Here is a 25,412-nt window from a genome sequence, read left to right on the forward strand (position 1 = left end):
ACGGGGTCGTGATTTCACGAACTGTCCGGCTTTGCCCCTCAAGTAGCCTCGCACCGCGTGCGAGGCGTTAGGGGCCTCTCTTAAAAGAGAAAATCAGGTGGCCCCGGCCACCTGGGCACGGGCGGGGGTCGCAGGGCGGTCTCCGCCCGTTTTCTGTCTGAACTCCGCCTTGGTGGCTGCGATCCAGCCGGCGTAGGTGTCGGCCCCGGCGCTGAGGGCGGCGAAGTCCTGCGGACGGCCCGAGCCGTCGGCGCCGTCCAGTCCAGCCAGGGCGATGCGGATGGCCCCCGCCGAACGGGCCTTGTCAGCAAAGCCTGAATAGTTGCGCGACAGACGGTTCAAGCCGCCCGCGTCGCGCGCCAGCGAATAGCCGACCCCGGCGCGGATCAGCCGGTTCTCCTCGTCCGCCGTCAGCGGCGTAGAGCCGTCCTTGTAGCGGTCGCCCAGACGCTGTTCGTAGAGGGCGGCGGCCGCGCCCCACTGTTGCTGCTTCCAGAAGATCTCGGCGCGCACGTCGCGGCCGGCGGGCGAGGCGTCCTTGCCCAGGACCTCCAGCGCGTGATCGTAGCGGCCCAGCTCCATCAGGGCGCGGGCCTCCAGCGCCCGGCGCTCGATGTTCATGGCGGTGGGCAGAAGCGTGGTGCGCGACGACCACAGGGCTTGCAGCGCCTGTTCCGGCTGACGGTTCATCAGATAGACGGCGGCCAGGTTGGTCGAGACCTGCGCCTTGGCCACGCCGTCGAGGCGGTTGTCGGCCTGATATTTCAGCAGTTCCGCCGCCTGATCCAGCAGATCGACGTCGATCAGACGCCGGGCCAGACGCCTAACCATCTCGTCGCCGTCGGCGCCGACCGGGGTCAGCTCGCGGAAGTCGAAGAAGAGGGCCAGGGCCTGCACCGGCTGCAGGCCGTCGGCGGCGCCGTCGAGGAACAGAGCACGGAAGGCGTTGTCCAGATCGGACTGCAGTTTATCGCCGCCGGGCAGGACCACGATCTTGCGACCCGCCGCCTTCAGCGTGGTCAGGGCCTCGCGATAGCGGCCCTGCGACAGATACAGCTCGCCCAGGCTGCGGATCACGGCCAGTTCGGTGCCGTCGCCGCGCCAGCGCCACTTCAGGGCTTCGAGTTGGGCCGCCGCCGCATCGGGCTTCATCGTCCCCTTGGCCATTTCCAGACGGACCACGCCGAGGCGGGCGGGGGTGGAAATTCCATCCAGCGGCGCGCGTGCTATGGCCTTGTAGACGGCCAGGGCCTGGGCCGGCTTCTGTTCCAGTTCGAACAGCCGGGCCTGGACCAGACGGGCGGTCAGTTGATCCGCCGCCGAAATGCCCGGCTGGCTGAAGACATAGGCCAGCAGTTCGGTCGCCGCGGCCAGGTCGCCGGTCTCGACGGCGGCCAGGGCGTGGGCCGTGCCGAAACGGGCGCGCCATTCGGGGGTGAAGTTGTCGACCACGCCGGACCCGGCGGCGAAGGCCTGACGCGCCGTGGTCCAGTCGCTGCGCTGGGCGGCGATATAGCCCTGCCAGACGCGGGTCGAGGGATCGCCCGCCAGCGCCCCGGCGGAGAAGTCGGCCTCGGCCTCGGCATAGCGGCCGATGGCGGCGCGGGCGGCGCCGCGCAGGCCGCGCACCTCGGCCACGCCCTGCATGGCCGGGGTCTGCTTGACCAGAGCGTTGAGCACGCCGATGGCCTCATAACCCAGGCCCTGCCCCACCAGGAAGCGGGCGTAGGCCAGGCGGGATTCGATGGGCGCGCGCGGGTCCTCGGCGGCCCGACCGCTTTCCAGTTCGGCGGCGGTCTGGAGAATGCGGTGACGGTTGCTGAAGCTGTCGCCGCCCAGATCGGCCCAGTCGGCGATGATCAGGGCCGGGCGGACGGCGGCGCGCGGAGCGTGGGTTTCGGCGGCTGCGGCTTCCAGCCCCACGGTCGGCGGCGACAGGCGCAGGCCCCTGGGCCGCGACAGGGTGACGATGTCGCCCTCGGCCTTGACGGTCAGGTCGTCGGTCGGCGTCTCGACCGCCAGACCCTGGGCGGTGGGCAGCAGGGTCAGATCGACGGTGCGGCGGCCCCGCGACATGCCCTTGCCGGGGGCCAGGGCGGTGACGGCGGCGAAGCGGTCGCCGACCATGGGATCGGTCAGCCAGACAGTCTTGGTGGCCCCGGCCATGCGCGCGGTCAGGGCGGTCTGGGCGCTGTCGTCGCGGCCGATCTCGACGCCGCTGACGGTCGGCGCGGTTCCGCCCAGGGTGACGATCCACGACGCCCCGTCGGCGCGGGCGGACACCGTCTGGCCCTCGGCGGCGGGAATGCGGATAGCGGTGAAGTCAGGCCCGGCGGCCCAGCGCGCCTTGGCCGCGTCGCCGGCCTTGGCGGCGGCGGGCATATTCATGCGGGCGGCGGCGTCGAACACCACCCAGACGGCGTCGCCGCGACGGAAGACGGCGGCCCCGACCGGCGCGGCCCAGGCGAAGGTCAGACTGGTCGCCTGATCCTTGACCTCGGCGGCGACAGGCACGGCCCCGCCGGCGGGCACGACCGAGGGCTTGGCGCCCTCGGGCACGGCGCCGGGCGCATAGAGGTTGAGCCAGACCGCGCCGTCGGCGGCGCCGGAGCGGACGCCCGCCCCCTCGGCCAGGGTCAGGACCAGTTCCGTCGCGCCCTGCACCGAGCGGGTCTCGACCTTCTCAACCCCCTTGGGCGGATCGACACGCAGGCGGCTGACATCCGGGGCGGCGGTCGTGCCGATGCGGATGATGACGGCGCGGCCGTCCTGGCGCACTCGGGCGCGCGCGCCGACAGCCCCGGCGAATTCGATCTTGGTGAAGCCGGTGTTGGCGCCGACGCGGATCTCGACCGGGCCGCTGCTGACGGCGGCGCCCTCGGCATGCGGGGCCAGGGGCGCGAACACGACGACGCCCGCCGCGGCGGCCGCCACGGTCGTCTTCAGAACACGCTTGCTGACGGTGGCCCCGGACATACGCGCGCACCCTCGCGCGAAAGGGCTTTCATCGCGGTTAACGCCGGCTAAACGATCCGCCGCCCGGCCTTGCCCGGCAGGTAGGACAAATCACCCGCTTGCGACGCGCGCGCGAAAGGGCGACATCGGCGGTATCGGCGTTATCGTCACCCCGTTCCGTCAGGTGTTCCTGTGTCAGACCCCGTCTATCCGCCCCTCAGCCCGCTGAAGACCGGCGTGCGTTGCCGCTGCCCGCGCTGCGGCGTGGGGCCGCTGTTCCAGGGCTATCTGACCATCCGCAAGGACTGCTCGAACTGCGGCCTGGACTATGGCTTCGCCGACCCGGCGGACGGCCCGGCCTTCTTCGTCATGTCGGCGGTGGGGATCGTCGGCATGATCGGCTTCATGATCTTCGAGTTCAACGTCCACCCGCCGATCTGGGTGCATTTCATCGTCACCCTGCCGATCCTGGCCCTGATGTGCCTGGGCGTGCTGCGCCCCTTCAAGGGCTGGATGGTGGCCGAACAGTATTTCCACAAGGCCGAGGAAGCCGTCTTCTCCAGCGTCGGCAAGCACGGCGACGGCTATGGCTGGCGCGGTCAGGCCGAGCGCGCCGCGCGGGACGAAGCGCGCGACAAGAGCTAGCTTCCTTCTCCCCTTGAGGGAGAAGGTGGGCGCCGGAGGCGCTCGGATGAGGGGTGTCAGCGCAAGATCATGAAGTCGGAGAACGGGCGACGAGGCTGGGTTTCAACCCGCGCCGCCGTCACCCCTCATCCGTCAGGCTCTGCCTGCCACCTTCTCCCTCAAGGGGAGAAGGAAGAGATTTAGCGCGTCACCCGCAGCGTCACGCCCACGGTGCGCGGCGCGCCGAGGAAGGCGCCGAGGGTGCCCGACTGGAAGGGCGCGCCGAAGGCCACCTGGCGGTAATCCTGATCGAACAGGTTGCGGCCCCAGAGCTCGACGCTCCAGGCTTCATCCTTCGCCAGAGCGACGCGGCCGTCGACCAGCCAGAAGCCCGGCTGGCTCTTGGCCGGATCGAGATCCGAGCCGGTGTTGTATTCCGACGAATACTTGGCCGCGAGCGTGACGCGCCCGGTCAGCCCCGCCCCCACCGGCCGCTCATAGGTCCCAGCCAGAGACCCGCTCCACAGGGGCGCGAAGTTCAGGCGACGCCCGGCCAGCAGCGGCAGGCCGGCGATGGGGTCATGACCGTATTCGGTCTGAGCATAGGTGAGCCCGCCTTGCAGCGACAGGCCCTCGACCGGCGTCAGCATGAAGTCCGCCTCGACGCCCTTGGCCCGCACCTCGGGGATCGAACGCACCAGGAAGGTGGTGCCCAGGAAGGTGTTGAGCTGGAAGTCGTCGTAGGTCTGACGGAAGGCGGCGGCCGAGACGAGCAGGCGACGATCCAGCAGGACGCTCTTGACCCCGGCCTCCCAGGCGTCGGCGGTTTCCGCCCCGAAGGCGCGCGAAGCGTCGGGGACCAGATTGGTCTGGCCCCGGTCCAGATTGAAGCCGCCGTTCTTGCGACCGCGCGACCAGCCGGCGTAGAGGCGCAGCCCCTCGGCCGCCTGATATTCGGCGCGGGCCAGGCCGGTCCAGGCCTGATCCTTGACCGTCTCGGACGTCTTCAGGTTATTGAAGGCCGGGTTGGACCAGGGCAGGCAGAGGGTGGCGTTGGTCACGTTGTTGGCCAGGGCGGCGGCGCAGGCGCGACCGCCGTCGGTGTTTTCATAGGCCGCGCTCATGTCCTTGGTCTCGTGCGTGCGGCGCAGGCCCCCGGTCAGGGTCAGGCGGTCGGTGACGGCATAGGAGACCTGGGCGAACAGGGCCGCCGACTGCGCCTTCTGGCGATAGCGGTCCAGTTGGCCCTCACCCTCGACGAAGCTCTGTCCGACGGCCAGACCCGTCAGGGTCGAGACATAGGTCGGGTCGCCCAGCGGACTGGCGCCGGAGCGCGACAGCAGACGGCTGACATAGGCCTCGTAGTCGGCGCCATAGAGCAGGCTGTCGCGGCGGGTCAGGGTCTCGTCCGACAGGAAGAGGCCCGCTGACCAGTCCAGCCTGTCGCGCTGGCCAGACAGACGCAGTTCCTGGGTCAGGGTGCGGAAGCGGTTGGACCAGCTGCCGTCGTCGGGACGATAGGCCAGGTCGGCCGAGGTGAAGTCCCAGTCCTGACTGATGACGCCGCGCCAGTCGCGCACCGCCGTGGTGCTTTCCAGCGTCGCCCAGCCCAGGTCGGCGCTCAGGTGCAGGGCCAGACCCCGGTCGCGGATACGGGTGTTGGTGTCACGATTGGAGTAGGCGACACGCGCCCACGGGTTGGGCGTCGCCGCCACCCCGCCATCGGGGGCGAAGGTCGCCAGCAAGGGCGCGGTTCCGCCGGTCACAAGCTGCACGCCGACGCAGCAACGCTCGTCCCGCTCGGTCCAGTCGGCGGTCAGGCGGGCGGTCAGGTCGGGCGTCGCGCGCCACAACAGCTGGCCGCGCAGGGTGTCGTAGTGCTCGTTCTGATCGTCGGCTTCGGTGCGCGGGCCGTCGCCGGTCCTGACGTCATAGAGGCCGTCGCGACGACGCGTGGCCACGTAGAGCCGCCCGGCCAGAACCTCATCGACGATGGGTCCCGTCAGCGATGCCGAGCCGCCCGCCACGCCGTAGTCGCCAAACGTCGTTTCGCCCGCCAGACGCGGGGTGAACGACGGCGCGGCGGTGACGACGTTGATGACGCCCGCCGAGGCGTTCTTGCCGAACAGGGTGGGCTGCGGGCCTTTGAGCACCTCAATACGCTCGATCTCGCCGAGATCGCCGAGCGCCACGCCGTTGCGCGGGCGATAGACCCCGTCGATCATGACGCCGACCGAGCTTTCCAGCCCCGGATTGTCGCCCACCGTGCCGACGCCGCGAATACGGGCCGTGGTGAAGGTCTGGTTGGAGGTCGAGGCCACGATCAGGCCCGGCGTCAGGATCTGCAGGTCCTTGATGTCGCGCACGCCCGCATCGTCAAGCAGGGGTTGGCCCGCCACCGTCAGAGACAGGGGCGTGGCCGCCAGGGTCGCTTCGCGCCGCTGGGCCGTCACCACGATGTCGGACACCTGGCTCGGCCCCGCGATCGCCGCGTCTTCGGCGAAAACGGGCGCGGCGAAAACGAGCAGGGGCAAGGCGACGGACGCGAGATACGCGGCGCGGACAGGGGAGTTCATGAAGGGGGGAACCGCTTTGCGGAGCGACGGCGCACGGCCTTTGTCGCGGACAGAAGTCGCGCTCTAGCAGTCAGGCTGACGCGTTGAAAGCCTTCCCTCGCGTCAGCAAATGATGACTTTTCAGGCCCGCCCGGCCATGGGCCCGGAGGCGCAAGGGGCGAAACTGACGTCCACACGGCTGCGATGACGGCTGACATCGTTACGCACCGCCCCGCCGACGCGGCACAGGCCGGTCAGGTCGCCGTCCAGGCCCGCCTCATGAGCCGCGATCAGGTCCAGCAGCCGTTCGGCCTCGACCAGGGACGCCGGCTGCTGCCCCAGAAGCCAGGTTTCCACCGCGTCCAGGTCGACCAGCAGCCCGCCGACGCGCACCGCGCCGTCGACCTTGCGTCTATTCCACTGATGAAGCAGCGCGCGCGCCGCCTCCATGGTCCATTCTTGCGCCATCGCGCCCCTCCCGGGCGAAGCGTTGATCGGCCCCGGCCTCCCAGACCCCGGCGAAGGCCGTCAGGCTGACGAAGGTCCAGGCGATCCATTGCAAGGTGACGGAGGCCCAGCCCAATCGCTCGTGAGCGAGAAGGGGCGCCAGATGGCTGACCACCATGATCAGCTGAAATCCGGCGCAGGCGACCAGCCACCAGCGACGACCCCGTTCGGCCAGGCCCCAAAGGGCGGCAAACAGGGCCACATCCACCAGCATCACCCCGACCCGAAGCCCGTTGATGTCCCACGGCACCAGAAACACCGACAGGACCTGGGCCGCCGTCAGCGCCGCCACCGCCAGCCGCTCGACCGTCCCGCCCCGCCACAAGAGCAGGGCGAAGGCGATCAGATTGGCGAGGATGAGGATGATCTGGACGGGATGCATGATGGTTCGAAATCAGCCCGCGCGCCGTCCGCGCGCGCCCACGGCGGCAGCGGCGACCCGATGCGGGCGCTGTCTCATTGACCTGTCATCATCGATATTCACCCCGAGGATTGAAAATCACCGCAGGCTTTCGATCGCTTCGAGGACGGGGTTGGCGAGGCTGGCGCCGACTGCGGCGATCAGCAGCCAGATCAGAGACCAGGCGAGGATCAGCCACAACAGGGAGCCCCCCAGCTTCCTGGGTCGGCGCCAGCCTTCCAACGCGACATATCGCTGATAAAGCGACGTCCGCGTCTTCCCGTCGCCGAACGCTGTCGAAGGCGTTGCAGAGACAGGGGCAGATGGCTCAACCGGCGCGGCGTCGGGAATGGGGATTGATCCCCCTGAGTAGAGATCACTCAGGCGGCGCGCGGCCTGCAAGCGGTCGGAAACGCCCAGCTTTTCATAGGCGCGGTGCAGATGGTTCTGGACGGTGCGCGGCGACAGGTTCAGCTGTTGGGCGATCTCCTTGTCGCCCAGGCGCAGGCCGGCCAGCCGGACGATCTCCAGTTCGCGGGGGGTCAGTTTCGGAAGGTCAGGGTCCAGCGTCACGCGGCCAGCGTTAACGAGGAAATCGTCATTTCGTCTAGTGATGAATTGAGCGCAACCTGACGTTTTATTGACGCCGTGGTTATTAGACGTCACCCCGCGCCGCCGGGCATGGCCCGATCCAGCAGGGCGCGCAGGTCGAGGCCCGCCTCGAAGGCCCCATAGAGGCCGCCGCGGGCTTGCAGCCGCAGTCGGCAAAAGGCCTCGGCGACCGGACTTTCGGCCTCCAGCAGCACCGCGGCCTGAAGCGCCAGGGCCAGGCGTTCGACGGTGAAGCGCGCGTCCGCCTGCTCGGCTCCGGCAAGGTCGAGACCGGCGAGCCAGGCGTCATAGGCGGGGTCGACGCCGCCCCGCGCCGTCAGGAAGTCGCGCAGAGCCTCAACCGCGTCCGGCTCGCGCCCCAAGGCTCGCAGCACGTCAAGCGCGATGACGTTGCCCGAGCCCTCCCAGATGGCGTTCAGCGGCGACTGGCGGAACAGGCGCGGCATGGGGCCGGTCTCGACGTAGCCGGCGCCGCCGAGACACTCCATCGCTTCATAGATCATGCCCGGCGCCCGCTTGCAGACCCAGTATTTGGCGATCGGCGTCATCAGGCGGGCCAGGGCGTCGTCCTGATCAAAGGTCTGCGCCAGCCGCAGCGACAGGGCGGTGGCCGCCTCGCTCTCCAGCGCCAGATCGGCCAGGACGGCGGCCATCATCGGCTGGTCGATCAGCCGCTTCTGGAAGGCGGTGCGGTGGGCGGCGTGCCAGACGGCCTGGGCCAAGGCGCCGCGCATCTGCTGGGCCGAGCCGATCACGCAGTCCAGCCGCGTGTGCTGGACCATGCGGATGATGGCGGCGACGCCCCGCCCCTCCTCGCCGATCCTCTGGGCCAGGGCGCCATGATATTCGACCTCGGACGAGGCGTTGGAGCGGTCGCCCATCTTGTCCTTCAGCCGCACGACGCGGAAGCCCGCGTTGCGCGTCCCGTCGGGCAGCCAGCGCGGCAGCAGGAAACAGGTCAGGCCGCCGGGCGCCTGGGCCAGGGTCAGGAAGGCGTCGGACATGGGCGCCGAACAGAACCACTTGTGCCCCGTCAGCCGATACCAGCCGTCCTCGGCCGTCGGCTCGGCGCGGGTGGCGTTGGCGCGCACGTCGGAACCGCCCTGCTTCTCGGTCATGGCCATGCCGAGGGTGACGCCGGTCTTGTCGGGCGCGGGGCGGACGGCGGGGTCGTAGCGCCCGTCCTTGATCTTCTCGACCCAAGAAGCGCCGACGCCGGGCTCGACCGCCAGGGCCGGAACCGAGGCGTAGGTCATGGTCATGGGACAGCTGGTCCCCGAGTCCGCCTGCCCCGTCAGGAACAGGATGGCGGCGTGCAGGACATGACCGTTGGGCGTCCCGTCCCAGGCGGCGGAGGCCAGACCCGCCTCCAGCCCCAGCGCCATCAGCTGATGATAGGCCGGGTGAAACGTCACCTCGTCGATGCGACGGCCATAGCGGTCGTGGGTGTCCAGCACCGGGGGGACGCGGTTGGCCTGAACGCCCCAGTCGATGACCTCGGCCGAACCGCAGCGGACGCCGAGGCTCGTCAGCCGGGCCTCGTGCTGCTGGCCGCCCGCTCGGCGCACAGCGTCGAAAAGCGCCCGGTCGCCGGTGAACAGGTTGAGGTCCTCCAGCGGCGGCGGCTGGTTCGTCACCTCGTGGGTGTCCAGATCGGCGACGGGACGGAAGGACGACATGGGCGGGCTCCGTTCAGGCTCGGAGCGAGCATGGCACGGGCGGACGAGGAGAAGAACAGCCCCCTCTTCCGTCATTCTCCGGGCCGCGCTTGCGCGGAACCGGGGAACCCAGCGGCGCCCGTAGGGCGAAAGACCCACGCGTCGCGCTCAGCACGAAGATCGCCTTCGGCGCCGCTGGGTCCCCCGGTCTCGCTACGCTCGCCGGAGGATGACGGAGATTAGGGGTCGGCCCGCTTTGGCCCTGCGCCGACGTGCTCGATCCCCAGCCGCGCCGCGATCTCCATCTGCTTCTGCCGCTCGGCGTAACCCTCGCGCTGCTCGTCCGTGCGCGCAGCATGGCAGCGGTCGCAGCAGACGCCCTCGACATAAAGCGGCGACAGGCGCGCCTCGGGGCTGACCGGCATACGGCAGCCGCGGCACAGGCTGTGGTCGCCTTCCTTCAGGCCGTGACCGACCGCCACCCGCTCGTCGAAGACGAAGCAGTGGCCGCGCCACAGGCTCTCGGGCTCGGGGATGGTCTCAAGGTATTTCAGGATGCCGCCTTCCAGGTGGAAGACCTGCTCGACGCCCTCAGCCTTGAGGAAGGCGGTGGCCTTTTCGCAGCGGATGCCGCCGGTGCAGTACATGGCGACCTTGGGCGGATTGGGCCGGTCCAGCAGGGCGCGGCCCTCGGTCCTGAACCAGTCGGGAAACTCACGGAAGGTGCGGGTGTTGGGCTGGATGGCGCCCTCGAAGACGCCGACCTCGACCTCATAATCGTTGCGGGTGTCGATGAGGATGGTGTCGGGATCGGCGATCAGGGCGTTCCAGTCCTGGGGCGAGACATAGGCGCCGACGCCTTCGACCGGGTCGATGTCGGTCACGCCCATGGTGACGATCTCGGCCTTCAGCCGCACCTTCATGCGGTGAAACGGCATGACCTCGGCGGTCGAGTATTTCAGCTCCAGCCGGTCGAAACCGGGCAGGGCGCGCACGCCGTCCACGACGCGGGCGACGGCGGCCTCGGGCCCGGCGATGGTGCCGTTCAGCCCTTCGTGCGCCACCAGAAGGGTGCCCCGCACCTCGGTCCCGCACAGGTCCAGCAGATGCGCCTGCACGGCTTCGCGATCCGCAATCGGCGCGAAGCGATAGAGGGCGGCGACGCAGACGGGCGTTGCAGATTCAGTCGTCACGAAAGGCGTCCCGGCGGGCGGCGATGAAAAGGAAGCGGCCTCTATAGGCCCCGCAGCCCCGCGCGTCACGGCGACAGCTTGTTTACAACTATGAGTTACACATCGTATTCAACCTGAAGGATGCTCGCCTTGCCGGAAGCCGCGCCCGTTCGAGATCCCCGCGTTCGCGTCATGGTCGTGGACGACAGCGCCATCGTGCGCGGCCTGATCGTGCAGACGCTGGAGCGCGACCCGGCGCTGCGCGTCGTGGCGCGCGCCGCCAATGGCGAGGCGGCCCTGATCGAACTGGCGCGCACCCCGGTCGACGTGGTGGTGCTGGATATCGAGATGCCGGTGATGGACGGGCTGACCGCCCTGCCCCTGATCCTGAAGCTGCAGCCCGAGGCGCGGGTGGTCATGGCCTCGACCCTGACGCGGCGCAACGCCCGCATCAGCCTGCAAGCCTTGCAGGCCGGGGCCGCCGACTATGTGCCCAAGCCCGAGACCGGCGGACTGGTCGGGGCCGACGAATTCGCCCGCGAACTGATCGCCAAGGTGAAGGCGCTTGGCGGGCGGGGCGCCGTGCCCTCCCCAACCATTACCGCTGTCGCAGCCCCCGTCCGCACCGCTTCTCTGTCGCCCCCCGTCCGGCCCCAGGTCGTGGCCATCGGCGGCTCGACCGGCGCGCCGCCCGCCCTGATGACCCTGTTTCAGGCGCTGAAGGGCGAGCTGGAACAGGCGGTGCTGCTGACCCAGCATATGCCCCCGACCTTCACCGCCATGCTGGCCGAACAGCTGGAGCGGGCGGGCGGACGCCCCGCCGCCGAGGCGCGCGACGGCGAGCCCGTCCTGCCGGGCCGCGTCTATGTCGCGCCGGGCGGCTGGCACATGACGGTGGGCCGCAGCGGACAGGTCCCGGTGATCCGCCTGAATCAGGAGCCGCCCGAGCACTTCTGCCGGCCCTCGGTCGATCCCATGCTGAGGTCGGCGGCGGCGGTCTATGGCCCCGGTCTGCTGGCGGTGATCCTGACCGGCATGGGCGCGGACGGGGCCGAAGGCTGCCGCAGCGTGGCCGAGGCGGGCGGGCGCTTTGTGGTTCAGGACGAGGCGACCAGCGTGGTCTGGGGGATGCCCGGCGCCGCCGCGCGCACCGGACTGGCCGAGGCGGTCCTGCCGCTCAATCAGATTGCGCCCTGGGTTCGGAGGGCCTGCGCATGACCGTCGCCTGTGAGGGGTTTCGCAAGCTGGTGCTGGACCGCTCCGGCCTCGTGCTGACGGCGGACAAGGACTATCTGCTGAAAAGCCGGCTGGAGCCGCTGGCGCGCAAGGACGGCTTCCTGGGGCTGGATCAGTTGCTGGCCAAGGTCGGCGCCGAGCCTATGGGGCCGCTGGCCCAGCGCTGCATCGATGCCATGGCGACGCATGAATCCTTCTTTTTCCGCGACACGACGCCCTTCGATCAGCTGCGCGACGTCATCCTGCCCGACCTGATCGCGGCGCGGGCGCAGAGCCGAACCCTGCGTATCTGGAGCGCCGCCTGTTCCAGCGGACAGGAGCCCTATTCCCTGGCCATGCTGCTGATGGAGGAGCAGGCAAGAATGCCCGGCTGGCGCATCGACATTCTGGCCACCGACATGTCGCAGCCCATTCTGGAGCGCGCCCGCACCGGCCTCTACAGCGACTTCGAGGTCAGGCGCGGCCTCAGCGAGGCGCGGCTGGCGCGCTGGTTCACGCGGGCGGGCGATCAATGGCTGCTGTCGCCGCAGGTGCGGTCGATGGTCCGGTTCGCGCCGCATAACCTGCTGGCGGGGACGGCGGGGCTGGGCCGGTTCGACCTGATCTTCTGCCGCAACGTGCTGATCTACTTCGACCGCGAGCGGAAGCAGACCGCCCTGACCCAGATCGGTCAGGCGCTGGAACCGCATGGGGCCCTGGTGCTGGGCAGTGCGGAGACGGTGGTGGGGCTGGACAGCGCCTTTGCGCCCGTCGTCGGGCTGCGCGGGGTGTTCAAGCCGGGCGGCTGAAATCAATCCTCCCCCGCCTGCGGGGGAGGGGGACCACGCGTCAGCGTGGTGGAGGGGGCGGCCTCATGCTCAAGTTCTGACCATTAGAACGCAGCACTCGCCGCTCGCCCCCTCCACCGCTTCGCGGTCCCCCTCCCCCGTCGCTGCGCGACAAGGGAGGATCAAGAGAAAGCGCCCCGCCAATGACTCAGGGGGCGAAGGCGGGGCCTGCCGCCTTCGCCCCCTCCGTCGCGTCGCGGCCCGCAGGGGGCTCAGGCGGCGGCGAGACGATCCATTTCCGCGGTCAGGGCTTCGGCCTGTCGGGCCAGTTCGCCTGAGGCGTTGAGCAGTTCCGACGAGGCGTCGCTGGTCTGGACCGCCGCCGCATTGACCCCGGCGATACTGGTCGAGACCTGACGCGTGCCCTCTGCCACCTGGGTCACATTGGCGGCGATTTCGCGGGTGGCGGCGGACTGTTCCTCGACCGCGCCGGCGATGGCCGAGGCGATGTCCGCCACCTTGCGGATGGTGTCGGTGATGCTGCCGATGGCCCCGACCGAGGTCTGGGTCGCCGACTGCATGGCCGCCACCTGGGACGAGATTTCGTGGGTGGCCCGCGCCGTCTGGTCCGACAGGCTCTTCACCTCGGAGGCCACGACGGCGAAGCCCTTGCCCGCCTCGCCCGCCCGCGCGGCCTCGATGGTGGCGTTCAGCGCCAAGAGCTTGGTCTGGCCGGCGATGTCGTTGATCAGGGTGACGACATTGCCGATCTTCTGGGCGGCGTCCGCCAGGGTGCGGATCGCCTCGCTGGTGCGGTCGGCCTCGGTCACGGCGTGCTGGGAGATGCTGCTGGATTCCGCCACCTGACGCGCGATCTCGCTGATCGAGGCGGTCAGTTCCTCGCCCGCAGACGACACGGTCTGGACGTTGACCGAGGTGACTTCCGCCGCCGCCGTCACCGCCCCGGCCTGGCGCGTGGTTTCCTCGGCGGTGCCGGCCATGCTCTCGGCGGTGGCTCGCATCTGCGACGCCGCCGAGGCGACGATGCCCGAGATTTCCGTCACCCGCGCCGCCACCTGTTTCTGGGCGCTGATGTCCGTGGCGAACTTGACCACCTTGAGCGGCGTCCCGCGCGCGTCGAGGATGGGGTTGTAGCTGGCCTGCAGCCAGACCTCGCGCCCGTCCTTGCCGACCCGGCGGTACTGACCGGCGTCGTATTCGCCGCGCCCCAGCTTCTCCCAGAAGGCGCGATAGGCGCCCGATTGCACCTCGGCCGGATCGACGAACATGGAGTGGTGGCGGCCGACGATCTCCTCCAACCGATAGCCGGTGGTGCTCAGGAAATTGCCGTTGGCGCTCTGGATCGTCCCGTCCAGATTGAACTCGATCACCGCCTGGGCCTTGCTGAGCGCCTCCAGCATCCCGGCGTGCTTGCGCAGCTCGGTGACGTCGTTCCACTCCAGCACATTGCCGACGTAGTCGCCGCCGGCGTCGAGCACCGACATGACCCGAAGCGCGAAGCGCAGGTCGCCGACGCTGATCTCGGCGATGTGCGGTCGGGCCAGCGGGTGGGCCAGCATGGCGCGCTGGTGGCTGGGGTCCTTGTGGAAGACGTCGATGGAGGTCCCGACCATCCGGTCCAGCGCCACCCCGGGGAAGGCGCGGGCGAAGGCGGCCTCATTGGCCTTCAGCAGGGCGCGGGTGGCGTCGTTCAGGTCGATGATGGTCAGGTCGCGGTCGACCATCATCAGGGCGGCCGAGGTGGACCGCACCACCGCGCGGGCGAAGGCGTCGGGATCGTCCTCGGGCCCGGCCACGATCAGGTCGTCCAGGCGTTCAGCAGCGTGGGCAGCGGCGGTGCGCGACATGGCAGGCTCCTTGATAGTTCGCTCAGGCCGCAGCGGCCGGGGCGGACAGGGTGAAGGTCTGTTCGATGTTGAGGATCAGCAGGGAGGCGTCGTCGTGGCGGTAGAGGCCGTCGCACAGCGCCCGCCATTCCGGGGCCAGGGTGACGGGCAGAGGCTCCTTGGCCGCGCGGTCCAGCCACAGGACGTCGCCGACGTCCTCGACCTGAAGGGCGTAGAGCTCGCCGCCCCGCTCGACGATGACGCTCATATGCGGCTGGCCGGCCTCGCGCGGCGGCAGGCCCAGGCGGCGACGCATGTCCACCGCCGTGATGATGCGGCCGCGCAGGTTCAGCGACCCGGCCACCTCGAACGGGGCCAGAGGCACGCGGTCGATGCGCACTGGGGCGATCACGTCCTGAACGCGCAGCAGGGGGACGCCGATCATCTGATCGCCGACGCGGACGGCGACCAGACCTTCGAGCGAAGGGTCGGAAGATGCGGACGTCATGCGGCCTCCTGATCGTCATGAGAAGAGGGCGTGTCCGACAGGGCCTCAGCGACATCGGCCAGCAGGCCGTCGTCAGCCGGGTCGCCGCCCGCCATCCGGCGCGTCCCTAGCCCCAACAAGGGCGTGGCGTGCCAGGCCGAGGCGCGGCCAAAGGCGCTGGCCATGCGTCGCGCCGCCGGTCCCGCATGGCTGGTGTCGGCCAGGATCAGGTCGAAGGCGAGCCCGGCGTCGTGCATCGCCAGCGCCGCCTCGGCGTCGCCCGCCACCTCGACCTCGTAGCCGGCCTGCGCCAGCAGCGGCCCCAGCAGCATCCGGGTGAAGGGGCTTTCGTCCACGACCAGCAGACGCTTGGAGGCGCGGACGAAGGCGCCGACGTTCTGGGCCGCGACCGGCTGCGCCTCGGGGCGCGCCTCGCCGTCGCAACGGCGCCAGTAGAAGTCAACGTCGATCAGTTCCGTGGCCCGGCCCGCGACCACGACACTGCCGCTGACCCCGGTGGACGAGCCCGCCAGTTCAGCGGTCGCCGCCGCCTCGACGATGTCCACGATCTCCTCGGCCATCAGGCCCAAGCTGCGCTCGCCGCGCGAGAAGACCAGCAGGGGCCGCTTGGTCGGCGGCGCCGACGACAGGGGCGCGCCGTCCGGGTTCAGCACCGGCATCAACTGGCCGCGATACTGCAACAGCGAGCGCCCGTCGGCCCATTCCAGTGCGGCGGGCTCCAGTTCCTCGATGCGGGCCACCCCGGCCAGAGGCGCGGCCTTCAGCCCGCCGTCGGCGGCGCGGAAGACCAGCAGAGACTCTGTGCGGTCATCCGAAACAGCGGCCTCGGCAGCCATGTCCTCGCCGCCGTTCAGCAGGGCGCCGGCGCCCGCCTCGACCGCCATGCCCTTGAAGTCGAGGATCATGATCACCGCCCCGTCGCCGAGGATGGTGGCCCCGGAATAGAGCTTCAGGTGACGCAGGATGGTCGCCACCGGCTTGACCACGATCTCCTCGGTGTCGAACACTCGGTCGACGATGACGCCGAAGTCGAAGGCCCCGACGCGGGCCACGACGATACAGGCCTCGCCGCGCGGGCCGTCCGGCGCCTCCAGCCCCAGCAGGGCCTGAAGCGAGACCAGAGGCAAGAGGCGGTCGCGTAGCCGCAGCACCTCGGCGCCATTGATCTGTTCGATGCGTCGGCCCGCCGCGCCATTGGCGCTGACCAGTTCGATGATGCTGGCCTGGGGCATGGCGAAACGCTCGCCGCAGCACTCGACCACCAGACCGGCGATGATGCTGAGCGTCAGGGGGATGCGGATGGAAAAGCGCGTCCCCTGCCCCTCGACCGAGGCCAGTTCGATGGCCCCGCCGATGGCCTCGATATTGGTGCGCACCACGTCCATGCCGACGCCGCGCCCCGACACCGCCGTCACCGAGGCGGCGGTCGAGAAGCCGGGCAGGAAGATCAGCTGGCGCGCCTCGGCGTCGCTCATCGCCGCCGCCTGAGCGGCGGAGATCAGGCCCGCCTCGACCGCCTTGTCGCGGATGCGGGCGGCGGGCAGGCCGCGCCCGTCATCGGCCATCTCGATCAGGATGGCCCCGCCCTCGTGCCGGGCCAGAAGGGTGATGCGGCCCGTCTCGGGCTTGCCCGCCGCGCGGCGCTGCTCCGGCGTTTCCAGCCCGTGGTCGGCGGCGTTGCGGATCATGTGGGTCAGGGGATCGCGGATCAGCTCCATGACCTGGCGATCCAGCTCGGTGTCCTCGCCGGTCATGATCAGGTCGATGCGCTTGCCCAGGTCCGAGGCCAGGTCGCGCACCAGTCGCGGCAGCTTGGCCCAGGCGCCGCTGATCGGCTGCATCCGGGTCGTCATCACCCCTTCCTGCAGTTCGCTGGTCACCTGGTTCAGCCGGTGCAGCGGCCCGGCGAAGGGGGTCTCGGGCTGGTCGCGCAGGGTCTGGATCAACTGGTTGCGGATCAGCACCAGCTCGCTGACCATGGTCATCAGGCCTTCCAGCACATCGACGCCGACGCGGATAGTCTGCGGCCCCTTGGCCGGTTCGGCGCGGTCGGCGCGAGCGGGTTCGACCTCGCGTTCGTCGGTCGGAGCGGCCAGCAGCATATCGACCGCCTCGGCCTCGGCTTCCAGATCGATCAGGTTTTGACGCACGGCCTGAACGAAGGCGGCTTCATGGGACGCCAGCGCCGCGCCGAAGGTCTCGGCCAGGGCGCGCTGCAAGGCGCCGGGCGCCGCCGTGGCGCGGGCCACGCCGCACAGGGCCTCGCGCCATTCGGCTTGCACGCGGTCCAGATCGATCCCGGCGAACAGAGGGCCCGTGTCAGGGGCCGTGACCAGCAGGGCCAGCGCGCCCTCGCAGGCGGCGTCCAGCGTGGCCTCGCCGCCGACCCGTTCCAGCAGGGGGCGCGATGCGGCGGGCGCAACCAACGCCGGGGCGCTGTCGCCCGCATAGATGCGGTCCAGCCGCCCGATCAGGGCGCTGTCGTCGCCGTCGGGCTCGGCGCCCGTGTCGGCCAGGCCCTCGATGATATTGCGGACCACGTCCACCGCATCGAGGATGACGGTGACGGACGCGGCGTCCACCGCCAGCGTCCCGTCGCGATAGAGGCCCAGCACGTTCTCGGCGGCGTGGGTCACGGTCTGCAGCCGCATCAGGCCGAGGAAGCCCGAGCCGCCCTTGAGGCTGTGGATCAGGCGGAAGATGTCGCCCAGCAGGTCCGGGTCGTCCGGCGTCTGCTCGAAGCGGACCAGCTTGGCGTCCACGGCCTCTATGCCCTCGCGGGCCTCGGACACGAACTCGATGATGACGTCGTCCACGCTCATCGCCCCCTTCAGGACGACTGCCGCCGCCCTTTCTGAACACAACCATGAGTCGCATCGGTTAAGCCAAGCTTAAATTTATGCAGCTTAAAAGTGTATCGCTGCCCCTGAGGGGTCGCGCCGTCTCCAATCACAGCGGCCGGTTCGGTCGCGACAGTGCAACGAGGGATAGAATGGCCGCGGACAAGAGCATGAACGTCCTGGTGGTGGACGACTACAAGTCGATGGTGCGGATCGTGCGGGGCATGCTGAACCAGCTGGGCTTCGTCAACGTCGACGATGCGCCCGACGGGGCGGCGGCCATGGCCCTGCTGAAAGAGAAGACCTACGGCCTGGTGCTGTCGGACTGGAACATGCAGCCGGTCACCGGGCTGGAACTGCTGAAACAGGTCCGCGCCGAGGAACGCACCAGAAAGACCCCCTTCGTCATGGTGACGGCGGAAGCCAAGGTCGAGAACGTCATCGCCGCGCGGCAGGCCGGGGTGAACAACTACGTCATCAAGCCCTTCACCCTGGCGGTGCTGAAGCAGAAGCTGTCCTCGGTGGTGGGCGAGATCTGACCCCATGACCCTCCAAATGACGCCGCAACAGATTCTGGCCGAGATCGATCATCTGAGGCGCGAACTGGCCGCCGCCGCCGACGACCTGCTGTCCGCCGCCGAACAGGGTCTGACCCTGGCGCAGACGGCCCCGATGGACGCCGAGGCGGTGACGGCCAGCTTTCACAGCATCCTCGCCGCGTGCAGCTTTCAGGACCTGGCGGATCAGAGGATCGCCCGGCTGCTGACGGCCCTGACCGGGCGCAAGGCGGCGCCGCGTCCCGACGCCGCCCTTCTGAACGGACCCGCCATGGCGGGCGAGACGGGCCTGAACCAGTCGGCGGCGGACGCCCTGCTGGGTTCCTAGACACACCGCTCATCCCGGCGGACGCCGGGATCCAGGGCTTTGGCTGCAACCGCCCCGAGGGCCGTCGTTGCGTCTGGGGCTCTCACTGGACCCCGGCGTCCGCCGGGGTGAGCGGGAGCAAGAGAAGGCGCCAATATTCCCCACGCGCCTTGCCAAGCCGTCGCCAAAGGGGTGCAGTAGGGCTTCGTTCCGCAGTCACCGTTCGGGCGCCGCCATCCTGATCTTCCGCCACAGCCGGTCCGCGCCATGACCGCCCCCCAGACCGCGCCGCCTGCGCGCACCGGGGCGCTGGCGCCGCTGAACCATCCGGTCTTCCGGGCCGTCTGGATCACCAGTCTGGCGACCAATTTCGGCGGTCTGATCCAGTCTGTCGGCGCGGCCTGGATGATGTCTTCGATCGCCTCGGCCCAGATGGTGGCCCTGGTTCAGGCCTCCGTCACCCTGCCCATCATGCTGCTGTCGCTGGCGGCGGGGGCCCTGGCCGACACGGTGGACCGGCGCAAGATCATGCTGGCCGCCCAGAGCTTCATGCTGCTGGTCTCGGCGGGGTTGTCGGTCATGACCTGGATGGGTCTGGTCACGCCCTGGGTGCTGCTCAGCTTCACCTTCCTGATCGGCTGCGGCGTGGCCTTCAACGGCCCGGCCTGGCAGGCGTCCGTCGGCGACATGGTCCCGCGTGAGGATCTGGCCGGGGCCGTGACCCTGAACTCCATGGGCTTCAACATGGCCCGCAGCGTCGGCCCGGCCATCGGCGGCCTGATCGTGGCGGCGGCAGGGGCGGCGGCGGCCTTTGCGGTCAACGCCGTCAGCTACATCGGCCTGCTGATCGTCCTGTTCCGCTGGACGCCGGATCGACCCAAGCCGACCCTGCCGCGCGAGGGTCTTCTGGCGGCCATGGCGGGGGGCGTGCGCTACGCCTTCCTGTCGCCGCGCGTGACGGCGGTGCTGCTGCGCGCCGTGGTCTTCGGGGTCGGGGCCAGCGCGGTTCAGGCCCTTATGCCTCTGGTGGCGCGCGAAGGCGGCGGCGGCCCCCTGATCTTCGGCCTGCTGCTGGGGGCCTTCGGGGTCGGCGCCGTGGGCGGGGCCCTGTTCATCGGCAGGCTGCGCGCCCGGTTCGAGACCGAGACCATCGTCCGCGTCGCCGCCCTGACCTTCGCCGTGGCGGCGGCGACCATCGGCTACAGCCCCTGGCTGGCCCTGACCCTGCCGGCCCTGCTGATCGCCGGCGCGGGCTGGGTGCTGGTGCTGTCGACCTTCAACGTCACGGTGCAGATGTCGGTGCCGCGCTGGGTCGTGGCGCGGGCCCTGGCCCTCTATCAGATGGCGGCCTTTGGCGGCATGGCGGGCGGCAGCTGGCTGTGGGGGACTCTGGCCCAGAGCCAGGGTCTGGACACGGCGCTGGGCCTGTCGTCGGGGGTGCTGCTGCTGTCGGTGCTGATCGGCCTGCGCGTGCCCCTGCCCTCGACCGCCAACCTCAACATGGACCTGCTGCGGCGCTGGACCGAGCCGGAGACCCAGTTGGCCATCGAGCCGCGCAGCGGGCCGATCGTCGTCTCCATCGCCTATCGCATCCGGGACGTGGACATCGACGACTTCCTGGCCGTCATGGACGAACGGCGCCGCGTCCGCCGCCGCGACGGCGCCCGCCAGTGGCGCCTGCTGCGCGACCTGGCCGAGCCGGATGTCTGGGTCGAGAAATACCAGACCGCGACCTGGCTGGACTATGTGCGCCACAACCAGCGCATCACCGAAGCCGACGCCGACATCTCGCGCCGCATCTACGCCCTGCATCAGGGACCGGACAAACCCGTGGTCCACCGCCTGATCGAGCGCACCACCGCCCCCCTGGCCGCCAACCTGCACGAGGATCGCCACTACGGCGAGCCTCTGACCGACCCGACGCGGGCGTCGTAGGATCATCCCCCACGCCCGCTCATCCCCGCGGAAGCGGGGGATGAGCGGATAAAAGCGCACCGCCCCCCTAGTGCGGCGAAGCGACCGGCTCTTCGGCCTCCCGGCCTCGGGTACGGACGCAGGCGACGGCGAAGACGGTCAGCAGCAGATAGCCCGCCACCGGCACGAAGAAGCCCAGGTGGATGTCGCCCGAGCGGTCCACCACCTGCGCCGCCAGCAGCGGCAGGATGGCCCCGCCGATGATGCCGAAGACCAGCAGGCCCGAGGTCGAGGCCGCCGGGGCGGTCGACCGCTCCAGCGTCAGGGTGAAGATGCTGGGGAACATGATGGAGTTGAAGAAGCCCACGGCCAGGGCCGCATAGGCCGCCGTCACGCCCCCCGTCTGGGTCACGATCAGGCACAGCAAGGCCGCGACCAAGGTGCACAGCGTCAGCAGCAGGCTGGCGCGCACCTTGGTCAGCAGCCAGGAACCGACGAAGCGACCGACCATGGCGCCGCCCCAGTAGAGGGCGACCATCTTGCCCGCCGCCTCCACGGGAATGTTCAGCACAGCCGGGCCGGACAGGAAGTTGGTCAGCATATTGCCGATGGCCACTTCCGAGCCGACGTAGATGAAGATGGCCAGGCCGCCGAACAGGGCCCAGCGCGACTTCAGCGCCGAAAAGATAGCGGCGGCGCCGACCGGCTCGGCGGCGTCGTGGGCGGGCGCGGCGGCGTTGATCTGCTTGCGGGCGGAAAAGATGAAGGCGGCGATCAGGGCGAAGAAGGCCCCCATGCCGAGGAAGGCGATGTCGATGCTGCGCAGGGACTCGCCGCGCGTGGCCACGGTGACGACCGCGCCCGCCGCAAAGACCCCGCCGGTCAGCAGGACGTGCGCCCCCAGCCACGGCCCGACCGTGGCCCCGAGGGAGTTGAAGGCCTGAGAGAAGACCAGGCGGAAGTGCGAACTCTTCTTGGTCCCCAGTTCGGCCACCAGAGGATTGGCGGCGACCTGCAACAGGGTGACGCCCGAGGCGATGACGAACAGGGCCAGCAGGATGCCGGGGTAGAAGTCGAGGAAGGTGGCGACCGGCACGATCAGACAGCCCAGCACCATGGTCAGAAGGGCGGCGATGATGCCCCGGCTATAGCCCAGACGCGACACCGCCGCCGCGGCCGGCAGCGAGGCCACGCCATAGGCGATGAACCAGGAAAAGGTGGTCAGAAAGGACTCGGTATAGCTGAGGTCGAACACCCGCCGCACCGCCGCGATCAGCGGGTCGATCAGCGAGGTGGCGAAGCCCCAGGCGAAAAACAGGCTGGTGACATAGGCGAAGGCGAGGCCCGCGCCGCGCGCCGTCGTGCCGGACTGAGATTGGCTCATGACCGCTTCCCGTAGAACCGCGTCTGGGCGCGGCGATGGAGCGACTGTCTAGGCAGGACGACGCGGCGTCCAGAGGCGGCGCCCGCCGTGCCGAAATCTTGATCCGGCGCGGGCCGCCTGCCCGACGTGAAGCATTGCCTTTTCTCATGCGCCCGACCACCGTGGCCACGACCCTCATGATCATCGCCTCCGCCACGTCCGGCCCCGACGCCCATCAGGAATGGTGGCGCGGCGCCGTCGTCTATCAGGTCTATCCGCGCAGTTTCGCCGACACGACAGGCGACGGCGTCGGCGATCTGAAGGGGATCACGGCCCATCTGGATCATATTGCGTCGCTGGGCGTGGACGCGGTGTGGATCTCGCCCTTCTATCCCTCGCCGATGAAGGACTTCGGCTATGACGTGGCCGACTATTGCGACGTCGATCCAGTCTTCGGGACCCTGGCCGATTTCGACGCCCTGCTGGCGAAAGCCCACGCTCTGGGGCTGAAGATCATCCTTGATCAGGTCTGGTCGCACACCTCGGATCAGCATCCGTGGTTTCAGGCCAGCCGACAGGACCGCACCAATGCTTGCGCCGACTGGTACGTCTGGGCCGACGCCAAGGCCGACGGTTCGCCGCCGAACAACTGGCAGTCGGTCTTCGGCGGGCCGGGCTGGACCTGGGACGCGCGGCGCGGCCAGTATTATCAGCACAACTTCCTGCCCCAGCAGCCGCAGTTGAACGGGCGCCATCCGGCCGTGCAGGAGGCCCTGCTGGCCGTGGGCCGGTTCTGGCTGGACCGCGGCGTGGACGGCTTTCGACTGGACGCCGTCAACTTCATGATCGGCGATCCGGGCTTGCGGGATAATCCGCCCCTGCCGCCAGGCGGCAAGCGCACCCGGCCCTTTGATTTTCAGGACAAGATTCACAACCAGTCGTCCCCCGACATCCTGCCGTTTCTGGGGCGGGTGCGGGCGCTGACCGACAGCTACGAAGACCGCTTCACCGTGGCCGAGGTCGGCGGCGACCACGCCGCGCGCGAGATGAAGCAATACACCGCCGACGACCGGCGGCTGAACAGCGCCTATGGCTTTCTCTACCTCTACGCCGAGCGGCTGACGGCGGACCTGGTCAAGACGGGCGCGGCCATGTGGCCCGACGAGCCGAATGAGGGCTGGCCCTCGTGGGCCTTCTCCAACCACGACGCGCCGCGCGCCGTGTCGCGCTGGGCCGAGGGCCGCGACGAGCGCCGACTGGCCGAGATGCTGATGCTGCTGCTGGTCTGTCTGCGCGGCAACGTCTTCGTCTACTACGGCGAGGAACTGGGTCTGCCGCAGGGCGAGGTGCCGTTCGAGCGGCTGGTCGATCCCGAGGCGGTCGCCAACTGGCCGCAGACCCTGGGCCGCGACGGCGCCCGCACCCCGATGCCGTGGAAGGCCGACGCCCCCTATGCCGGGTTTTCAACCGTCGAACCCTGGCTGCCCATCGACGCCCGCCATCCGGCGCTGGCGGCGGACGTGCAGGAGGCCGATCCGGCGTCGATGCTGCACGCCACGCGCCGCATCCTGGCCCTGCGCCGCGCCCATCCGGCGCTACGGACCGGGACGATGAGGGTGCTGACGACCGAACCCCTGCTGAGCTTCAGCCGCGAGGGCGGCGATGAAACCCTGCTGGCCGTGTTCAACCTGGGTCATGAGCCGCAGGCCTGGACGCCGCCCGAGGGCTATGTCGTTGTCGACGCCGTCTATGTCGGTGAAGCTGGGTCCCTGCCCCCGCTGGGCGGAGTTCTGCTGCGCAAACAGATAGGCCGAATTCGCCCCGGATCACCCCCCACCGCTCATCCCGGCGGACGCCGGGATCCAGCACGAACCACAGGCGCTACGGCGAAATAGCGCCTTCCCAACACTGGGCTTGCAGCCAAAGCACTGGATCCCGGCGTCCGCCGGGATGAGCGGGATAAGGGATGGTCGCCGTGCCACGTCCATGAGAGAATTTCCGCTCACGTAGCATCGAGTCTGCGTCCAACCGTTTCAACACAGCGACATGTTGCAGCGCACACGTTCCGCCAACGCTCGACAAACGCAAAAACTGGTCTAGAGCGAAATCGGTTCAGATGCCTTCGCATCTGAACCCAGATATTTGCTCCAGCATCTATCCTGGAGCCTGATTCACGGCGTCGGTGGAAACGCGAAGCGCTTCCACCTCAACCGACCAGGCTCTAGGGAAGCGGCGCGGGGAACTTCGCGTAGGGTCAAGACCATGAAGATCGCAGTCCTGGGCGCCGGCGTCATCGGGGTGACGACGGCCCACTATCTGGCCAAGGCCGGCCATGAGGTCACGGTGATCGACCGCCAGAGCGGCCCGGCGCTGGAGACCAGCTTCGCCAACGCGGGCGAGATTTCGCCCGGCTATTCCTCGCCCTGGGCCGCGCCCGGCATTCCGGCCAAGGCGGTCAAGTGGCTGTTCATGCGCCACGCCCCGCTGATCCTGCAGCCGCACATGAACGTGGCCACCGTGCGCTGGCTGCTGGCCCTGCTGAGGAACTGCACCTCGGCCCGCTATGCGCTGAACAAGGCGCGGATGGTGCGTCTGGCCGACTATAGCCAGGAGGTTCAGACCGCCCTGAACAGCGAGCTGGGCCTGCAATACGACCACCGCACGCAGGGCACGCTTCAGCTGTTCCGCACCCAGAAGCAGCTGGACGGCATCTACAAGGACACCGAAGTCCTGCGCCAGGGCGGCGTGCCGTTCGAGGTGCTGGATCAGGACGGCTGCGTCGCCGCCGAGCCGGGTTTGGCGGCCACGCGCGACCTGTTCGTCGGCGGCCTGCGCCTGCCGAAGGACGAGACCGGCGACTGCTTCAAATTCACCAATGCGCTGAGCGATGTGGCGACCGGGCAAGGCGTGACCTTCCTCTATGACACCGCCATCAAGGCCCTGATCACCGACAAGGGCCGGATCAGCGGCGTCGAGACCAGCCGGGGCCGGATCACCGCCGACGCCTATGTGCTCGCCCTGGGGTCCTATTCGCCGCAGATGGTCAAGCCGCTGGGCCTGACCCTGCCGGTCTATCCGGTGAAGGGCTATTCGATCACCGCGCCCATCATCAATGAACCCGCCGCCCCCGTCTCGACCATCATGGACGAGAGCTACAAGGTGGCCATCACCCGTCTGGGCGACCGCATCCGCGTCGGCGGCATGGCCGAGATCTCGGGCTACAACAACGTCCTGCCGGAACCGCGCCGCAAGACGCTGGAGCATTCGGTCGGGTCATTGTTCCCCGGCGCTGGCGATCTGAAGGCGGCCAGCTACTGGTCCGGCCTGCGCCCGATGACGCCGGACGGCACGCCGGTCATCGGCGGGACCAGGTTCGACAACCTGTTCCTGAACACCGGCCACGGGACGCTCGGCTGGACCATGGCCTGCGGCTCGGCCCGCGTCATCGCCGATATCATCAGCGGCAAGACCCCGGACATCGAGACGGCGGATCTGGGGATTGCGCGGTACGGGTGAGGACTTCCTTCTCCCCTTGAGGGAGAAGGTGGCAGGCGAAGCCTGACGGATGAGGGGTGCAAAGAAATTCGTAC

General features: G+C 69.4%; 19 protein-coding genes. 8 read left to right on the forward strand and 11 right to left on the reverse strand.

Translation table 11 applies throughout. The features are described from left to right. Positions 1-93 precede the first annotated feature (93 nt). Positions 94-2,976: a hypothetical protein gene (locus P0Y52_11470; GenBank protein WEK57155.1), complete on the reverse strand. Its 2,883-nt coding sequence runs from the start codon at positions 2,974-2,976 to the stop codon at positions 94-96. Positions 2,977-3,147: 171 nt separating this feature from the next. On the opposite strand from P0Y52_11470, the gene P0Y52_11475 reads away from it, so the two are divergent. Continuing rightward, positions 3,148-3,600 carry a DUF983 domain-containing protein gene (locus P0Y52_11475; protein ID WEK57156.1) on the forward strand — a complete coding sequence of 151 codons (453 nt, stop codon included), beginning with the start codon at positions 3,148-3,150 and terminating at the stop codon, positions 3,598-3,600. A 179-nt stretch (positions 3,601-3,779) separates the two neighbouring features. On the opposite strand, the gene P0Y52_11480 is transcribed toward P0Y52_11475, so the two are convergent. The 6 genes from P0Y52_11480 to P0Y52_11505 all read right to left on the reverse strand — a co-directional run bounded on the left by P0Y52_11480 (position 3,780) and on the right by P0Y52_11505 (position 10,504). Beyond that, the gene (locus P0Y52_11480; GenBank protein ID WEK57157.1) at positions 3,780-6,113 is read right to left on the reverse strand and encodes a TonB-dependent receptor; all 2,334 of its coding nucleotides are present in this window, start codon (positions 6,111-6,113) and stop codon (positions 3,780-3,782) included. Between the two features lie 162 nt (positions 6,114-6,275). After that, on the reverse strand, positions 6,276-6,584 hold the full coding sequence (locus P0Y52_11485; GenBank protein ID WEK57158.1) for a hypothetical protein: 309 nt from the start codon (positions 6,582-6,584) through the stop codon (positions 6,276-6,278). After that, positions 6,547-7,023: a hypothetical protein gene (locus P0Y52_11490; GenBank protein ID WEK57159.1), complete on the reverse strand. Its 477-nt coding sequence runs from the start codon at positions 7,021-7,023 to the stop codon at positions 6,547-6,549. Before P0Y52_11490 ends, P0Y52_11485 begins: the two co-directional genes overlap by 38 nt. 117 nt (positions 7,024-7,140) lie before the next feature. Beyond that, complete coding sequence (locus P0Y52_11495) at positions 7,141-7,614, reverse strand: helix-turn-helix transcriptional regulator (GenBank protein ID WEK57160.1); 474 nt, start codon at positions 7,612-7,614, stop codon at positions 7,141-7,143. An 89-nt stretch (positions 7,615-7,703) separates the two neighbouring features. After that, positions 7,704-9,332, reverse strand: a complete 1,629-nt coding sequence (locus P0Y52_11500) for an acyl-CoA dehydrogenase family protein (protein WEK57161.1) — start codon at positions 9,330-9,332, stop codon at positions 7,704-7,706. Positions 9,333-9,550: 218 nt separating this feature from the next. Continuing rightward, on the reverse strand, positions 9,551-10,504 hold the full coding sequence (locus P0Y52_11505) for a rhodanese-related sulfurtransferase (GenBank protein WEK57162.1): 954 nt from the start codon (positions 10,502-10,504) through the stop codon (positions 9,551-9,553). A gap of 129 nt (positions 10,505-10,633) precedes the next feature. Here P0Y52_11505 and P0Y52_11510 point away from each other — a divergent pair, with 129 nt between their 5' ends. Further along, positions 10,634-11,701: a chemotaxis response regulator protein-glutamate methylesterase gene (locus tag P0Y52_11510; GenBank protein ID WEK57163.1), complete on the forward strand. Its 1,068-nt coding sequence runs from the start codon at positions 10,634-10,636 to the stop codon at positions 11,699-11,701. Next, positions 11,698-12,507 carry a protein-glutamate O-methyltransferase CheR gene (locus tag P0Y52_11515; GenBank protein WEK57164.1) on the forward strand — a complete coding sequence of 270 codons (810 nt, stop codon included), beginning with the start codon at positions 11,698-11,700 and terminating at the stop codon, positions 12,505-12,507. Before P0Y52_11510 ends, P0Y52_11515 begins: the two co-directional genes overlap by 4 nt. A gap of 251 nt (positions 12,508-12,758) precedes the next feature. On the opposite strand, the gene P0Y52_11520 is transcribed toward P0Y52_11515, so the two are convergent. The 3 genes from P0Y52_11520 to P0Y52_11530 are packed head-to-tail and all read right to left on the reverse strand — an operon-like array spanning position 12,759 to position 17,663. Beyond that, positions 12,759-14,354 carry a PAS domain-containing methyl-accepting chemotaxis protein gene (locus tag P0Y52_11520; protein WEK57165.1) on the reverse strand — a complete coding sequence of 532 codons (1,596 nt, stop codon included), beginning with the start codon at positions 14,352-14,354 and terminating at the stop codon, positions 12,759-12,761. Between the two features lie 22 nt (positions 14,355-14,376). Beyond that, positions 14,377-14,841 (reverse strand): chemotaxis protein CheW, encoded by a 465-nt coding sequence (locus P0Y52_11525; protein ID WEK57166.1) that lies wholly within the window; start codon positions 14,839-14,841, stop codon positions 14,377-14,379. Next, positions 14,838-17,663 (reverse strand): hybrid sensor histidine kinase/response regulator, encoded by a 2,826-nt coding sequence (locus P0Y52_11530; GenBank protein ID WEK57167.1) that lies wholly within the window; start codon positions 17,661-17,663, stop codon positions 14,838-14,840. Before P0Y52_11530 ends, P0Y52_11525 begins: the two co-directional genes overlap by 4 nt. Positions 17,664-17,833: 170 nt before the next feature. Between P0Y52_11530 and P0Y52_11535 the strand changes: the two genes are divergently transcribed. From P0Y52_11535 to P0Y52_11545, 3 genes are all read left to right on the forward strand, one after another. Beyond that, on the forward strand, positions 17,834-18,220 hold the full coding sequence (locus tag P0Y52_11535; GenBank protein ID WEK57168.1) for a response regulator: 387 nt from the start codon (positions 17,834-17,836) through the stop codon (positions 18,218-18,220). A 4-nt stretch (positions 18,221-18,224) separates the two neighbouring features. Then, a complete protein-coding gene (locus tag P0Y52_11540; protein WEK57169.1) occupies positions 18,225-18,566 on the forward strand; it encodes a hypothetical protein in 342 nt (113 codons plus the stop codon). 246 nt (positions 18,567-18,812) lie between these two features. Further along, positions 18,813-20,480 carry an MFS transporter gene (locus P0Y52_11545; protein WEK57170.1) on the forward strand — a complete coding sequence of 556 codons (1,668 nt, stop codon included), beginning with the start codon at positions 18,813-18,815 and terminating at the stop codon, positions 20,478-20,480. Between the two features lie 67 nt (positions 20,481-20,547). Here P0Y52_11545 and P0Y52_11550 read toward each other — a convergent pair whose 3' ends face one another. Further along, positions 20,548-21,843: a sugar MFS transporter gene (locus P0Y52_11550; protein ID WEK57171.1), complete on the reverse strand. Its 1,296-nt coding sequence runs from the start codon at positions 21,841-21,843 to the stop codon at positions 20,548-20,550. A 176-nt stretch (positions 21,844-22,019) separates the two neighbouring features. Here P0Y52_11550 and P0Y52_11555 point away from each other — a divergent pair, with 176 nt between their 5' ends. Together P0Y52_11555 and P0Y52_11560 are read left to right on the forward strand one after the other, a co-directional pair. Beyond that, on the forward strand, positions 22,020-23,717 hold the full coding sequence (locus P0Y52_11555; GenBank protein ID WEK59489.1) for an alpha-amylase family glycosyl hydrolase: 1,698 nt from the start codon (positions 22,020-22,022) through the stop codon (positions 23,715-23,717). Between the two features lie 247 nt (positions 23,718-23,964). Continuing rightward, entirely contained in the window at positions 23,965-25,338 is a 1,374-nt protein-coding gene (locus tag P0Y52_11560) for a D-amino acid dehydrogenase (protein ID WEK57172.1), read from the forward strand. Positions 25,339-25,412: the final 74 nt, after the last annotated feature.

The organism is Candidatus Brevundimonas phytovorans, from assembly GCA_029203145.1.
Lineage (GTDB): Bacteria > Pseudomonadota > Alphaproteobacteria > Caulobacterales > Caulobacteraceae > Brevundimonas > Brevundimonas phytovorans.

What these genes read in the sequence shown, in the direction of transcription:
- P0Y52_11470 (WEK57155.1), bottom strand. Translation starts at nt 2,976, where the DNA reads ATGTCCGGGGCCACCGTCAGCAAGCGTGTTCTGAAGACGACCGTGGCG.
- P0Y52_11485 (WEK57158.1), bottom strand. Translation starts at nt 6,584, where the DNA reads ATGGAGGCGGCGCGCGCGCTGCTTCATCAGTGGAATAGACGCAAGGTC.
- P0Y52_11490 (WEK57159.1), bottom strand. Translation starts at nt 7,023, where the DNA reads ATGCATCCCGTCCAGATCATCCTCATCCTCGCCAATCTGATCGCCTTC.
- P0Y52_11500 (WEK57161.1), bottom strand. Translation starts at nt 9,332, where the DNA reads ATGTCGTCCTTCCGTCCCGTCGCCGATCTGGACACCCACGAGGTGACG.
- P0Y52_11515 (WEK57164.1), top strand. Translation starts at nt 11,698, where the DNA reads ATGACCGTCGCCTGTGAGGGGTTTCGCAAGCTGGTGCTGGACCGCTCC.
- P0Y52_11520 (WEK57165.1), bottom strand. Translation starts at nt 14,354, where the DNA reads ATGTCGCGCACCGCCGCTGCCCACGCTGCTGAACGCCTGGACGACCTG.
- P0Y52_11525 (WEK57166.1), bottom strand. Translation starts at nt 14,841, where the DNA reads ATGACGTCCGCATCTTCCGACCCTTCGCTCGAAGGTCTGGTCGCCGTC.
- P0Y52_11530 (WEK57167.1), bottom strand. Translation starts at nt 17,663, where the DNA reads ATGAGCGTGGACGACGTCATCATCGAGTTCGTGTCCGAGGCCCGCGAG.
- P0Y52_11535 (WEK57168.1), top strand. Translation starts at nt 17,834, where the DNA reads ATGGCCGCGGACAAGAGCATGAACGTCCTGGTGGTGGACGACTACAAG.
- P0Y52_11540 (WEK57169.1), top strand. Translation starts at nt 18,225, where the DNA reads ATGACCCTCCAAATGACGCCGCAACAGATTCTGGCCGAGATCGATCAT.
- P0Y52_11545 (WEK57170.1), top strand. Translation starts at nt 18,813, where the DNA reads ATGACCGCCCCCCAGACCGCGCCGCCTGCGCGCACCGGGGCGCTGGCG.
- P0Y52_11550 (WEK57171.1), bottom strand. Translation starts at nt 21,843, where the DNA reads ATGAGCCAATCTCAGTCCGGCACGACGGCGCGCGGCGCGGGCCTCGCC.
- P0Y52_11555 (WEK59489.1), top strand. Translation starts at nt 22,020, where the DNA reads ATGATCATCGCCTCCGCCACGTCCGGCCCCGACGCCCATCAGGAATGG.